Origin of the sequence: Agrobacterium sp. GD03872 (genome assembly GCF_029840625.1) — a bacterium.
In the GTDB taxonomy this organism is placed as follows: Bacteria; Pseudomonadota; Alphaproteobacteria; order Rhizobiales; family Rhizobiaceae; genus Agrobacterium; species Agrobacterium fabrum_A.
The window spans coordinates 50,112-62,524 of the sequence record NZ_JAOCCY010000006.1; the positions used below are offsets into that span (position 1 = coordinate 50,112).

The window sequence follows — 12,413 nt, forward strand, 5'->3', positions numbered from 1 at the left end:
TCATTCATCAGACAGGGACGAACCCGCTTCGTTGCGGAACGAAGCGAGTTCGTCCAGCAGGTCAAGCAGTATATCCAGTCGCTCCCTGCCGTAGTGAGCTTCGAGATTCTCGTAGATCTTGCGGCTGTCGGGCAGAACCTCCCGAATGATGGTTTCACCGGCCGGGGCAATCGTCAAAAGAACGCGGCGGCCGTCGCCTTTGTCCTTGTGCTTGGAAATGAAACCGCGCTCCTCAAGCGACCGGATCATGCGGGTGAGACTGGGTGCAAGAATAAAGGCGCGCTCGGCGACTTCGGAAGCGTCGAGCGTGCCTGCTTCATGCAGAACGCGGATAACGCGCCATTGTTGCTCCGTTACGTCGTGTTGCGCCAGCATGGGGCGGAAATGGCTCATCACCGCTTCACGGGCGCGCAGCAAGGCAATCGGCAGTGAACGGCGTGTCGCGGGCGGCGTGGTCGCGCCTTGCGTCACGCTCGTTTCCTCTTGCTTCGTCAAGGCTTCGTTCGGCATGTCTCTCTCCAAGGCTCCCGGCAAAAGCCGTTAACACGTTCATTGTTTCATTCTGCCCTGAAGCGCAAGCGTTTCTCTACCATTGGTGACGGTTTCCTGAAAGAAACCCGTCGAAATAGGTGCAATAGCGCGCCGTTGCAGTCGCGTTTAAGTCCAGCTCCACTGCGCCTCTCTCCAAGACATCCACCGCTTCGCCTTCCACTATTCGGCTCCATCGTCGCTTGGAGGAAACAGATGCAGCTTTTCAAGCTGATTACCGCCGGACAACCCGAGGAAGCGCCGCGCCACGCCAATATCATCAATCCCTCGACGGGAGCGGTCGTGGGCCAGATGTCGGTGGCGATCTGGCGTCGGAGTCGACTTCGGCATTGAGGGTTACAAGAATCACGCCGGCCTGTTTGTCTGCGCGCCGCGCCATTCACCCGGTGGCTCTCCGGTGCGTTGCCGGAAGAAGCGTGAGAAATAGGCGGGATCGTGAAAGCCGATTTCGTACGCCACATCTTCGACCGAGCGGACGGTGAAAAGCAGAAGTCGCTTCGCTTCCAGCAGGCGGCGTTCATCGATGAACGTCTTGACGGAAAGGCCATAAGCCTGACGGCAGGCCTTGGATAGCAGGTGCGGCGTGGTGCCCAAGGCCGCGACATAGCCTTCCACCGGCCAATTCTCCCGAAAGTGGCCATCGACCAGCCGGCGAAATGATTGGGCGAGATCGTTTCCGCCATGCGCTGGCGCATCGCTCGTGCTGGCTAGACTGGCAATGTCGTTGCAGGCGACGGCCACGAGCGCCGAAAGGGCATTCATCATGCCCTGCCTGTAATCGTCGTGGATCCGTTCCATGATGGTGTGGAGCCGCTGCCAGATCGGATTTTCGGCATGTCCGCGCACCATGACCGGCCTGTCGAAACTCAGTGTCGAAAGGGCGGAGATCGGGGGTAGGGCGCTATCCGCCACCGACGCGACGAGCGCATCGGATGTGTCGGCAGCGACCGTAAAACCGTGCACCACGCCGCTCGGAACGAAGCTGACAGCCGGTGCAATAAAATCCAATTGCTGATCCTCGATAAAATAGGTGCCATGCCCGCTGGTCCAGAGCGTTATCTGGGCCATGCGGTCATGCTTGTGCGCATCGACGTGGCCGTAGTGAATCTGCCTGCGTTCCATGATGGTTTCCGCGTGCATGAAGCCTATGTCGAGCGGTTTGTCCGGTTCGCCGTAAATGAAGAAGCTTGGCACTGCCATGGAAGGCCCCCCGTCGAAAAAAGTACAATCGTTTTTGCCATTCTGTCCATGGCTGGGCGCGCTGGCAAGGGTTAGTCTTTGATCAACGTCAAGGGAGGATTGACCATGAAAGCCGAAGATTTTCGTTCCGACAAGAAGCGTCCGTTTACCGGCGCTGAATACATTGAATCGCTGCGCGACGGCCGTGAGGTCTACATCAATGGCGAGCGGGTTCACGATGTCACCACGCACCCGTCGATGCGCAATTCGGTTCGGTCTCTGGCGCGCCTTTACGATGCTCTGCACGACCCGGCGAAGAAGGATATACTGACCGCGCCCACCGACACCGGCAATGGCGGCTACACGCACAAGTTCTTCAAGCATGCCTCTTCCATCGATGATCTCGTCGGCCAGCAGGCCGCGATCACCGAATGGGCGCGCATGTCCTACGGCTGGATGGGCCGTACGGCTGACTACAAGGCGTCGCTGATGAATACGCTGTCCGTCAATGCCGATTGGTATGGCGATTACGCCGATAATGCGCGCAACTGGCACAAGCGCACACAGGAGTCGGTGCTTTTTCTCAATCATGCCATCGTCAATCCGCCGATCGACCGCCACAAACCGGCGGAGCATGTGAAGGACGTCTTCGTTCATGTGACAAAGGAAACGGATGCCGGTGTCTATGTCTCCGGCGCCAAGGTCGTCGCGACCTCTTCTGCGCTTACGCATTACAATCTGCTGGCGCAAAGTTCTGCGACCGTTACGGAAGACCCCTCATTGTCGTTGACCTTCATCGCGCCGATGAATGCGCCGGGCGTCAAGATGTTCTGCCGTACCTCCTATGAGGAGGCGGCCAACCGCCTTGGTCAGCCTTTCGACTATCCCCTATCTTCACGCTTCGATGAAAACGACGCGATCCTCGTACTCGACAATGTCTTCGTCCCCTGGGAGGACGTGCTGATCTACAATGACGCGCGGCGTATCCTTTCCTTCACCGTCTTGTCCGGCTTCATGCAGGGCTTTTGCTTTCAGGGATGTGGACGCTTCATCGTAAAGCTCGAATTCCTTGCCGGGCTGCTGGCTAAGGCGCTGCGCGCCACCGGCGGCGATGCCTTTCGCGGCAACCAGGCCATGCTCGGCGAGGTGATTGCGTTGCGCCACAAGTTCAAGGCGTTTTACGATGCGATGGCCCGCAATCCGGTCGACTGGGTGGGCGGCGCGAAGCTTCCGAACCTCGAGGCCGCGCTTTGTTATCGCGCCTTCATGTCGGATGCCTATCCGCGCATTATCGATCTCGTGCGCCGTTCGATCGCGTCCGGCCTGATCTACCTTCCGTCATCGGCAAAGGATTTCGCCAACCCGGATATAGACCGTTATCTGGCGCAATATGTCCGCGGCTCGAACGACATGGGCCACAAGGAGCGCATCAAGATCATGAAGCTGCTCTGGGATGCGACGGGCACTGAATTCGGCGGTCGCCATGCGCTCTATGAACTGAACTATGCCGGTACGCCCGAAGACGTCCGTCTCCAGGTGCTCAAGGGGGCGGAAAAGGGCACGATCCTGCGCGACATGGAAGCGCTGGTCGATACCTGCATGAGTGACTACGACGAGCATGGCTGGACTGGCAATACATGGCTTCAGCCGCTCAACGACCGCGCGGAAGGTGTCCGCGATGCCGCGGAATAAGGAGGCGACCATGACGCACCCCGTTGTCGCCCGTTCCGAGTTTCGTGACGCCATGGCGCGGGTCTGCGCGCCGGTCAATGTCATAACCACCAATGGACCCGCCGGGCGCGGCGGGTTCACCGCCACCGCCATGTGCTCGGTGACGGACGAGCCGCCGACATTGCTCGTCTGCATGAACAGCAATTCGGCGCAGGCGGGGTTGTTCCTCGAAAATCGCAGGTTCTGCGTCAACGTACTGACCGGCGATCACAAGGAACTGGCGGGTTTTTTCGCTGGCCGCGAGGCCGATATGGCGTCGCGTTATGCCGCCGCCAACTGGGTGGATCTCGCTTCCGGCAATCAGGCGCTCAGCGACGCCATCGTTTCCTTCGACTGCTATCTGAAGGAGGCGAGGCTGGTTGGCACACATAACATCATGATCGGCGAGGTGGTTGAAATCCGTGCGCGTCGGGATGGTCACGCGCTTCTCTATTTCGATCGAAACTTCGTGCATGTTCCGAGCGTCGAAGCCGCGCTTGGCGGTTGATGTCGCATATCCTCAGGCAAAACCGCGATGCCAGCGGGGGTACTGCTGTTTTGTTATCACATCTGCCGCGGGCAACGCAGTGGTGTTGCTGCGGCAGGTGATGGCATTCAGCGAGGCGTCGTCTTGCTCAAAAGTTCTGCGGTCTCTTGACAGCTCCAGTCATATCATTAACATGTTAAATATAGTGGCGTCATGGTGGGAGGAAATATGCCGCACTTTAACATCGAATATTCGTCCAATCTGGACGGAAGGGTGAATTTCAAGGCGCTGAGCGAGCGCATTCTCGATACGATTCTGGAAACCGGATTGTTCGAAGTCGGTGCGGTGCGCGTCCGCGCCTTCCGGGCCGAGGCCTATGCCATTGCCGACAAGCTGCCGGAGAATGCCTTCATCGACATGTCGTTCCGCATTGGTGTCGGGCGCAGCGCCGGTGACAAGAAGCTTATCGGCGAAAGGATTTTCGCGGCGGTGACGGATGAGCTTTCCGCGCTGTTTGCGACACCGCATTTCGCCCTGACGCTGGAGATCCGCGAGATCGACCCTGATCTGAGCTGGAAGAAAAATGCCATTCACCCACGCCTTCGGCAGGAAGCAAGTTGAAAGCGGCTTTGGCTGCGAAATCGCGAACACGTTCATGCACGGCAGAGTGGTGAGCTCTTGAGACTTATCCGCTGCTGAGCGAAAATATGGAGAAGAAATGTCGAAGCTCGAGGAAAACATTCAAAAGGCTAAGGGGTATCTCGCCCGTTTTGCCGACAAGGGCGTTCTCAACCACATCAACGGCGAGGCGGTTCCGGCGCTTGACGGCGCCACTTTCGAGTCCATTTCGCCGGTCGATCTGAAGCCGCTTGCCAGGGTTGCCCACGGCAAGGCTGCGGATATCGATCTGGCCGCGAAGGCCGCGCGCGACGCCTTTCCCGCCTGGGCGGCGCTCGGCGGTGACGCCCGCAAGAAACTGCTGCACAAGATCGCCGACGCGATCGAGGCGCGTGCCGAAGAAATTGCCTTCGTTGAGTGCATGGACACCGGACAGTCACTGAAATTCATGGCGAAGGCCGCGTTGCGCGGTGCGGAGAACTTCCGTTTCTTTGCCGATCGCGCGCCCGAAGCCCGTGATGGCAAGAGCCTGCGCGCCAAGGGCCAGGTGAACCTCACGACCCGTTCGCCGATCGGCCCGGTCGGCGTCATCACGCCGTGGAATACGCCGTTCATGCTGTCGACGTGGAAGATTGCCCCGGCGCTGGCCGCTGGCTGCACCATCGTTCACAAGCCGGCGGAGTTTTCGCCGCTCACGGCCCGTCTTCTGGTGGAAATCGCTGAAGAAGCCGGTCTGCCGAAGGGCGTATGGAATCTTGTCAACGGTCTGGGCGAGGATGCCGGCAAGTCGCTTACGGAACATCCGCTCATCAAGGCCATCGGCTTCGTCGGCGAAAGCCGCACCGGTTCGCTCATCATGAAGCAGGGCGCGGACACGCTGAAGCGCGTTCATTTCGAACTCGGCGGCAAGAATCCCGTGATCGTTTTCGCCGACGCCGATATGGAGCGTGCGGCCGATGCCGCGGTCTTCATGATCTACTCGCTGAACGGCGAGCGTTGCACGTCCTCCTCGCGCCTGCTTGTCGAAGCAAGCGTCTATGAGAGGTTTACGGCGCTGGTGGCGGAGAAAGCCAAGCGTATCAAGGTCGGTCATCCGCTCGATCCGGAAACCGTTATTGGCCCGCTCGTGCATCCGGTTCACGAGAAGAAGGTTCTCGAATACATCGCCATCGGCAAGTCCGAAGGTGCCACGGTTGCGGCCGGTGGCGCCAAGTTCGATGGTCCGGGCGGCGGTTGCTATGTTTCGCCGACGCTTTTTACGGGCGCGAATAACCAGATGCGCATTGCCCAGGAGGAAATTTTCGGACCGGTTCTCACGGCTATTCCGTTTGCTGACGAAGCCGAGGCGCTGAAGATTGCCAACGATGTGCAGTATGGCCTGACGGGTTATCTCTGGACTGCCGATGTCACACGCGCCTTCCGCTTCACCGATGCGCTGGAAGCCGGCATGATCTGGGTGAATTCGGAAAATGTCCGCCACCTTCCTGCCCCGTTCGGTGGTGTGAAAAGCTCCGGCATTGGCCGTGACGGCGGCGACTGGTCCTTCGATTTTTACATGGAAACGAAGAACATAGCGTTCGCCACCGCATCGCACGCCATCCAGAAGCTTGGCGGCTGATCCGGCCAGTTTTTCGCCGCGCCATGTGCAGGTGGCGCGGCCATCCACCAATACACAACAAGCCATTTGGCCGGTCGGCAATGTCGCTCCGGCTTCCGAGGAGGAAAACATGCCGCTACCCCAGTTCAATCTTTATCCGGCGTTCAACACCGTGCGCCTTAGCCACGTTGAGTTCGTGGTGAAGGATCTTGCCGCCAGCCGCGCATTCTATGCCGATCTGCTTGGCCTTCAGGTCACGGATGAAGATGCAGACACCGTCTATCTTCGCGCACTTGAGGAGCGCGGCCACCATTGCGTCATTTTAAAGAAGGGTGAGGCTTCGGCGGTCAGTTACCTCGCGCTCAAGGTTTATTCCGAGGAAGATCTCGACAAGGCGAAGGCCTATTTCGAAGCGAAGGGCCGCAAGGCCGAGTGGGTGGAGCGTCCGTATCAGGGCCGCACCCTGCGGACGACCGACAATTTTGGCATTCCGCTGGAATTTTATTACAAGATGGAGCGTCTTGAGCCGATCCATCAGAAATACGCGCTGTATCACGGCGTGAAGCCGCTGCGCATCGATCACTTCAATTGCTTCACGCCCGACGTGGATGCATCCGTCGCCTTCTATAACGACATCGGTTTCCGCGTGACCGAATATACCGAGGACGACGAGAGCAAGAAGCTGTGGGCGGCCTGGCTGCACCGCAAGGGCGGCGTTCACGACATGGCCTTCACCAATGGGGTTGGCCCGCGTCTGCACCACACCGCTTTCTGGGTTCCGACGCCGCTCAACATCATCGACCTCCTCGATCTGATGTCGACCACGGGTTACCTGGCCAATATCGAACGCGGCCCCGGCCGCCATGGCATCTCGAATGCCTTCTTCCTCTACATTCTCGATCCGGATGGTCACCGCATCGAAATCTATTGCTCGGATTACCAGACCGTCGATCCGGATCTGGAGCCGATCAAATGGGATCTGAAGGATCCGCAGCGCCAGACGTTGTGGGGTGCGCCGGCGCCGCGTTCGTGGTTCGAGCATGGCAGCCTGTTCGCCGAAACGGCGACCAGGGAGCCGTTGCTGAAGGCCCAGCCGATCATCGCGCCCTGACGGACGCCAGCCCTGCATGGAGCGGGGACGCTCCATCTTCGATGGCGGCGTCCCCGCTCTGCGTGTAGCTTAATGAAGAGGGTGACCCCATGACACTTAAAGACCCGAGCCTGCTGCGTCAGGCGGCGTTTGTCGGCGGAGAATGGATCGAGGCGAACGGAGCCGGCATCGCGGTGACCAACCCGGCAACGGGTGACGTGATCGGTTACGTGCCGAAGCTCGGCGCGGCCGAAACGAAGAAGGCGATTGCTGTTGCCGAGCGGGTCCAGAAGGAATGGGCTGCCCGCACGGCCAAGGAACGCGCTGGAATCCTGCGTAAATGGTTCGAACTGATGATCGCCAATCAGGACGATCTCGGCCATATCCTGACATTGGAGCAGGGCAAGCCGCTGGCCGAGGCCAAAGGTGAAATCGCCTATGGCGCAAGTTTCATCGAATGGTTCGCTGAAGAGGCCCGCCGCATCTATGGCGACGTGATCCCCGGCCACCAGAAGGACAAGCGCATTCTGGTGCTGAAGCAGCCGATCGGCGTTGTCGCGGCCATTACCCCGTGGAACTTCCCGAACGCCATGATTACCCGCAAGGCCGGACCGGCCTTTGCCGCCGGTTGCGCCATGGTGTTGAAGCCTGCCGGCCAGACGCCGTTCTCCGCCGTCGCTCTCGCCGTGCTTGGTGAACGCGCCGGTCTGCCTGCGGGTTTGTTCAGCGTGATTACCGGTTCCGCTCGCGAGATTGGCGCGGAAATGACGGCCAGCCCCATCGTGCGCAAGCTGACCTTCACCGGTTCGACGGAAGTGGGAGCACAGCTTTATCGCCAGTCTGCGCCGACCATCAAGAAGCTTGGCCTGGAACTCGGCGGCAACGCGCCGTTTATCGTGTTCGACGATGCCGATCTCGATGCCGCGGTCGAAGGCGCGCTGATTGCCAAGTTCCGCAACAATGGTCAGACCTGCGTTTGCGCCAATCGCATTTATGTACAGGACAAGGTTTATGACGCCTTTGCCGAAAAACTTGCCAGGGCTGTCGGCGGGTTGAAGACGGGCAATGGTTTCGATGAGGGCGTTATTCTCGGGCCGTTGATCGACGGGGCCGCGCTGAAGAAGGTCGAGGAGCATGTGAACGACGCCGTTTCCAAAGGCGCGACGGTCATTCAGGGCGGTAAGCCCCATGCGCTGGGCGGCACGTTCTTCGAGGCGACCGTTCTCGCCAACGTGACGCAGGAGATGGCCGTTGCGACGGAAGAGACCTTCGGCCCGGTTGCTCCGCTTTTCCGGTTTACCGACGAAGCCGACGTTATCGCCAAAGCCAACGATACGGAGTTCGGCCTTGCCTCCTACTTCTTCGCCAAGGATCTCGCCCGTGTATTCCGCGTGGCCGAAGCGTTGGAATACGGCATGGTTGGCGTCAATACCGGCCTCATTTCCACGGCGGAAGCGCCTTTCGGCGGCGTCAAATCCTCCGGTCTCGGTCGCGAGGGTTCCCGCTACGGCATCGATGACTTCATCGAAATCAAATATGTCTGCCTCGGCGGCGTTGCATAAGGAACAGCAGGATGGCTCATCCAAAATTCGCCAGTTTCACCTCAGGCAAACGCCGGGGCTATGGCCTGATCGTCGATGATGGCGTGATCGATCTTTCCGCCCGGTTCGGCGCGCGCTTCCCGACACTGAAGGAAGTCGTGGAGGCCAACGCCTTTGCCGAACTGCTGGAAGCGGCCACAGGTCATCAGCCGGATTTTCCGGTGAGCGAGATCACTTACGAGATTCCTATTCCCGCACCGGAAAAGCTGATCTGCGTTGGGGTGAACTTTCCCGACCGTAACGAGGAATACAAGGACGGGCAGGCTGCCCCGACCAATCCTTCGCTGTTCATCCGTTTTCCACGTTCCTTCACCGGCCACGACAGGCCGTTGATCCGTCCGCCGGAAAGCCATCAGCTCGATTATGAGGGCGAAATCGTCATCGTCATCGGCAAGGGCGGTCGGCGCATTCCGGAATCGGAAGCGCTCTCGCACATTGCTGCGCTGACGCTGTGCAATGAAGGAACCTTGCGTGACTGGGTGCGTCACGCCAAGTTCAACGTGACGCAGGGCAAGAACTTCGACGCTTCCGGCTCCATCGGCCCCTGGCTGGTGCCGTTCAGGGATGAGAGCCAGCTTGCCGACGTCAAGCTCGAAACCCGCGTAAACGGCGAGGTTCGCCAGATCGACCGCACCAGTCGCATGATCTTTTCCTTCAGCAGGATCATCAACTATATCTCCACCTTCACCACGCTGGCGCCGGGCGATGTTATCGTCTGCGGCACGCCGACGGGCGCAGGCGCGCGCTTCGATCCGCCGGTTTGGTTGAAGCCGGGGGATGTGGTGGAGGTTGAGGCCGAAGGCATCGGCCTGCTGCGCAATACCATTGCCGACGAGGAGATTTGATATGCTGAACGGAGATCAGATCGAAGCGGCGGCCGCAAGCCTCGACGAGGCGGAGCGCACCCGCGTGCAGACCGGGCTTCTTTCGCTGAAGCATCCCGCCATGACCATGGACGATGCCTACGCCATTCAGGGCGCGTGGGTGAAGAAGAAGATCGCGGCTGGCCGTCGGGTCATCGGCTGGAAGATCGGCCTGACCTCGAAGGCCATGCAATATGCGTTGAACATCAATATTCCGGATTCCGGCGTGCTGTTCGATGATATGGTGTTCGAGGACGGTGCAACCGTTCCGAAGGATCGCTTCATCCAGCCCAGGATTGAAGCGGAAATTGCGTTCGTGATGAAGGCGCCGCTGAAGGGGCCGGGCGTGACCGTGTTCGATGTGCTGAATGCAACGGACTATGTAACGCCCGCGCTCGAAATTCTGGATACGCGCATTCTGCGTGTCGACCCTGAGACAAAGAAGGCGCGCAACGTGTTCGATACGATCTCGGACAACGCCGCCAACGCCGGCATCGTGACCGGTGGTCGGGCGGTGCGTCCCGACCAGCTAGACATGCGCTGGATGGGGGCGATTGTATCCCGCAATGCGGAGGTCGAGGAAACCGGCCTTGGCGCCGGCGTGCTGAACCAACCGGCGCGCGGCGTCGCCTGGCTTGTCAATAGGCTCGCCCAATATGGCGACGGTATCGAAGCCGGGCAGGTTGTCCTGGCCGGTTCGTTCATTCGTCCGGTCGAGGCGCGTCATGGCGATACGATCGTCGGGGATTTCGGTCCTTACGGCACGGTCAGCCTCTTCTTCGAATAGGGAACAGAGCGATGCCCGCCCCCAGAAACAGCTTCAAGCAGGCCTTGCAGGAAAAGCGCACGCAGATCGGATTCTGGCAGGCGCTCGCCAATCCTTATACGGTCGAGATTTCCGCCGATGCCGGTTACGACTGGCTGCTTCTCGACGCCGAGCACGCACCGAATGACATTCCGCTGCTCGTGTCGCAATTACAGGCAATGAAAGGGTCTCCAAGCCACCCGGTTATCCGTCCGCCAATCGGCGAAACATGGATCATCAAGCAATTGCTCGATATCGGAGCCCAGACATTGCTGGTGCCCATGGTCGAAAGTGGCGATGAGGCGCAGGCCTTGGTGAAAGCCGTTCGTTATCCGCCCCACGGCGTGCGGGGCGTCGGCGCCGCGCTGGCGCGCGCCTCCCGGTTCAATCGTATTCCCGATTATTTGCAGACGGCGAATGATGAGGTTTGCCTGCTGCTTCAGATCGAGAGCAGGGCCGGTCTGGAGAAACTGGACGAAATCGCGTCCACCGACGGCGTCGATGGCGTGTTTATCGGTCCGGCCGATCTTGCGGCGGATATGGGTTTCCTTGGCAAGCCCGGCGCGCCGGATGTGCAGGCGGAAGTTGAAAAGGCTCTGAAGCGCATTCAGGCGCATGGCAAGGCGGCTGGCATCCTGACCGGCGATCTGGCGTTGGCGAAACGTTACGTCGAACTGGGGGCGACCTTCGTCGCAATCGGCAACGATGTGACGCTTTTCGCCAATGCGACGAGCAAGCTGCTTGCCGATTTCAAGGCAGCAGACGCGGCAAAAGGGGTTGGCGAGGCGAAGGTCTACTGACGGCGTCAGGTTGAAGAGAGTGCCGCAGCCAGACGATGTCTCACGCTTTCATCCTGCATGAGGTCCGAGAAGAAGGGGCGGGCGACGCGATCGATGAGGCGTTCTCCCTGCACTGTAGGGGACGCTGATAAGGCGACTGGATTCCTGGCGAGGTCGTTGCCGCGATAAGTAAAGGTCAGCAAGCGTCCCTTGTCCTCTTTGAGTTCACCTACCTTTCGGTCTCTTAATTGGACGTCCAGAACGTGGCTCATGAAGACGCATCGCGCGGCGTGATGTTTACCCTCAGGCCAAGCGTCTCGGCGAAGAACTCGGCATCTGGCCGGAAGATTGCTTGAGGGACATTGAGGCGACGACTGCGCGCCTAGTTGCCTAACGAAAACAGGCACTTGTCATTAACCTATGAAATCCTTTTGAAAACCAACTCGATATGTGAATATTGGGTGGTCCCACTAACAAAGAAGGGACGTCTTATGTCGATTTACCGCATGAACCCGCCGCAGTTTAGCGCATACCGCGAAGCGGCTAACGCCAGCATCATGACCGTTTGCAATCCGGCACCGAACGAGGCGCGTGTGTTCACCACGCCGAACTGCATGATGACCGTGATTAACTACGGTCATGACGGCGTGACCCTTGTCGGTGATGGGTTCGGTGCGTCTTTCATGGAAAAGCACACCCTTAAGGAATACCGCGATTTCTGCGAAGACCCGGCGACGAAGGGCCTTGAGGTTTTCTCTCGGCCGCAGGCGGTTACTATCTACCGCACGTCTACCGGCGTTCTGACGGTCGTGGACGACGGCAGTGACAAGCTTGCGGTGATCGGTGACGTAGTCGGGGTCTATTGGGGCGAGGAAGCCCCGGAATATCTCGTATAGTATCGCCAATCATTCGGGACACCGACCAGACCCGAAGTCCAAGGCCCGCCGATCTTCTCGGCGGGCAAAAAAATGCCGGAGGCAAGCTCCGGTAGGTGTTGATGGGATCCGATCTTGAGATCGCTGGTTCTTAGTGATTCGGCAGGGAACGGAAGTGTCCGCAGACAGATTCCGTCTTGCCAAAGCGGATACGGGTATAGGGATTAACCCAAACCATATCGACACCTCTTCAAAAGCGC

Annotated in this window: 14 protein-coding genes; 11 read left to right on the forward strand and 3 right to left on the reverse strand. The window is 59.3% G+C overall.

Annotated features, from left to right (window positions below):
- Entirely contained in the window at positions 1 to 510 is a 510-nt protein-coding gene (gene hpaR, locus N5D22_RS15860; RefSeq protein ID WP_279656918.1) for a homoprotocatechuate degradation operon regulator HpaR, read from the reverse strand.
- A 234-nt stretch (positions 511 to 744) separates the two neighbouring features.
- Between hpaR and N5D22_RS15865 the strand changes: the two genes are divergently transcribed.
- Positions 745 to 882: a hypothetical protein gene (locus tag N5D22_RS15865; RefSeq protein ID WP_279656917.1), complete on the forward strand. Its 138-nt coding sequence runs from the start codon at positions 745 to 747 to the stop codon at positions 880 to 882.
- 12 nt (positions 883 to 894) lie between these two features.
- Here N5D22_RS15865 and N5D22_RS15870 read toward each other — a convergent pair whose 3' ends face one another.
- Complete coding sequence (locus N5D22_RS15870; RefSeq protein ID WP_279656916.1) at positions 895 to 1,749, reverse strand: helix-turn-helix domain-containing protein; 855 nt, start codon at positions 1,747 to 1,749, stop codon at positions 895 to 897.
- Positions 1,750 to 1,854: 105 nt separating this feature from the next.
- Here N5D22_RS15870 and N5D22_RS15875 point away from each other — a divergent pair, with 105 nt between their 5' ends.
- The 9 genes from N5D22_RS15875 to hpaI all read left to right on the forward strand — a co-directional run bounded on the left by N5D22_RS15875 (position 1,855) and on the right by hpaI (position 11,299).
- On the forward strand, positions 1,855 to 3,420 hold the full coding sequence (locus N5D22_RS15875) for a 4-hydroxyphenylacetate 3-hydroxylase N-terminal domain-containing protein (protein WP_279656915.1): 1,566 nt from the start codon (positions 1,855 to 1,857) through the stop codon (positions 3,418 to 3,420).
- A 10-nt stretch (positions 3,421 to 3,430) separates the two neighbouring features.
- Positions 3,431 to 3,946 carry a flavin reductase gene (locus N5D22_RS15880; protein ID WP_279656914.1) on the forward strand — a complete coding sequence of 172 codons (516 nt, stop codon included), beginning with the start codon at positions 3,431 to 3,433 and terminating at the stop codon, positions 3,944 to 3,946.
- Between the two features lie 207 nt (positions 3,947 to 4,153).
- Positions 4,154 to 4,546, forward strand: coding sequence for a 5-carboxymethyl-2-hydroxymuconate Delta-isomerase (locus N5D22_RS15885; RefSeq protein WP_279656913.1), 393 nt, complete (start codon positions 4,154 to 4,156; stop codon positions 4,544 to 4,546).
- Positions 4,547 to 4,643: 97 nt separating this feature from the next.
- On the forward strand, positions 4,644 to 6,161 hold the full coding sequence (hpaE, locus tag N5D22_RS15890; RefSeq protein WP_279656912.1) for a 5-carboxymethyl-2-hydroxymuconate semialdehyde dehydrogenase: 1,518 nt from the start codon (positions 4,644 to 4,646) through the stop codon (positions 6,159 to 6,161).
- 109 nt (positions 6,162 to 6,270) lie between these two features.
- Positions 6,271 to 7,251: a 3,4-dihydroxyphenylacetate 2,3-dioxygenase gene (gene hpaD / locus N5D22_RS15895; RefSeq protein WP_279656911.1), complete on the forward strand. Its 981-nt coding sequence runs from the start codon at positions 6,271 to 6,273 to the stop codon at positions 7,249 to 7,251.
- Positions 7,252 to 7,340: 89 nt separating this feature from the next.
- Positions 7,341 to 8,792, forward strand: coding sequence for an NADP-dependent succinate-semialdehyde dehydrogenase (gene gabD, locus N5D22_RS15900; RefSeq protein WP_279656910.1), 1,452 nt, complete (start codon positions 7,341 to 7,343; stop codon positions 8,790 to 8,792).
- A gap of 11 nt (positions 8,793 to 8,803) precedes the next feature.
- On the forward strand, positions 8,804 to 9,676 hold the full coding sequence (locus N5D22_RS15905; RefSeq protein WP_279656909.1) for a fumarylacetoacetate hydrolase family protein: 873 nt from the start codon (positions 8,804 to 8,806) through the stop codon (positions 9,674 to 9,676).
- A 1-nt stretch (position 9,677) separates the two neighbouring features.
- Positions 9,678 to 10,481 carry a 2-oxo-hept-4-ene-1,7-dioate hydratase gene (gene hpaH / locus N5D22_RS15910; protein ID WP_279656908.1) on the forward strand — a complete coding sequence of 268 codons (804 nt, stop codon included), beginning with the start codon at positions 9,678 to 9,680 and terminating at the stop codon, positions 10,479 to 10,481.
- 11 nt (positions 10,482 to 10,492) lie between these two features.
- Positions 10,493 to 11,299: a 4-hydroxy-2-oxoheptanedioate aldolase gene (hpaI, locus tag N5D22_RS15915; protein ID WP_279656907.1), complete on the forward strand. Its 807-nt coding sequence runs from the start codon at positions 10,493 to 10,495 to the stop codon at positions 11,297 to 11,299.
- 5 nt (positions 11,300 to 11,304) lie between these two features.
- On the opposite strand, the gene N5D22_RS15920 is transcribed toward hpaI, so the two are convergent.
- Positions 11,305 to 11,550 (reverse strand): HipA N-terminal domain-containing protein, encoded by a 246-nt coding sequence (locus tag N5D22_RS15920; protein WP_279656906.1) that lies wholly within the window; start codon positions 11,548 to 11,550, stop codon positions 11,305 to 11,307.
- Positions 11,551 to 11,769: 219 nt separating this feature from the next.
- Between N5D22_RS15920 and N5D22_RS15925 the strand changes: the two genes are divergently transcribed.
- On the forward strand, positions 11,770 to 12,174 hold the full coding sequence (locus tag N5D22_RS15925; protein ID WP_279656905.1) for a hypothetical protein: 405 nt from the start codon (positions 11,770 to 11,772) through the stop codon (positions 12,172 to 12,174).
- Positions 12,175 to 12,413 lie beyond the last annotated feature (239 nt).

Coding starts and splice junctions, on each gene's coding strand:
- hpaR (WP_279656918.1), bottom strand. CDS start 510: ATGCCGAACGAAGCCTTGACGAAGCAAGAGGAAACGAGCGTGACGCAA.
- N5D22_RS15865 (WP_279656917.1), top strand. CDS start 745: ATGCAGCTTTTCAAGCTGATTACCGCCGGACAACCCGAGGAAGCGCCG.
- N5D22_RS15870 (WP_279656916.1), bottom strand. CDS start 1,749: ATGGCAGTGCCAAGCTTCTTCATTTACGGCGAACCGGACAAACCGCTC.
- N5D22_RS15875 (WP_279656915.1), top strand. CDS start 1,855: ATGAAAGCCGAAGATTTTCGTTCCGACAAGAAGCGTCCGTTTACCGGC.
- N5D22_RS15880 (WP_279656914.1), top strand. CDS start 3,431: ATGACGCACCCCGTTGTCGCCCGTTCCGAGTTTCGTGACGCCATGGCG.
- N5D22_RS15885 (WP_279656913.1), top strand. CDS start 4,154: ATGCCGCACTTTAACATCGAATATTCGTCCAATCTGGACGGAAGGGTG.
- hpaE (WP_279656912.1), top strand. CDS start 4,644: ATGTCGAAGCTCGAGGAAAACATTCAAAAGGCTAAGGGGTATCTCGCC.
- hpaD (WP_279656911.1), top strand. CDS start 6,271: ATGCCGCTACCCCAGTTCAATCTTTATCCGGCGTTCAACACCGTGCGC.
- gabD (WP_279656910.1), top strand. CDS start 7,341: ATGACACTTAAAGACCCGAGCCTGCTGCGTCAGGCGGCGTTTGTCGGC.
- N5D22_RS15905 (WP_279656909.1), top strand. CDS start 8,804: ATGGCTCATCCAAAATTCGCCAGTTTCACCTCAGGCAAACGCCGGGGC.
- hpaH (WP_279656908.1), top strand. CDS start 9,678: ATGCTGAACGGAGATCAGATCGAAGCGGCGGCCGCAAGCCTCGACGAG.
- hpaI (WP_279656907.1), top strand. CDS start 10,493: ATGCCCGCCCCCAGAAACAGCTTCAAGCAGGCCTTGCAGGAAAAGCGC.
- N5D22_RS15920 (WP_279656906.1), bottom strand. CDS start 11,550: ATGAGCCACGTTCTGGACGTCCAATTAAGAGACCGAAAGGTAGGTGAA.
- N5D22_RS15925 (WP_279656905.1), top strand. CDS start 11,770: ATGTCGATTTACCGCATGAACCCGCCGCAGTTTAGCGCATACCGCGAA.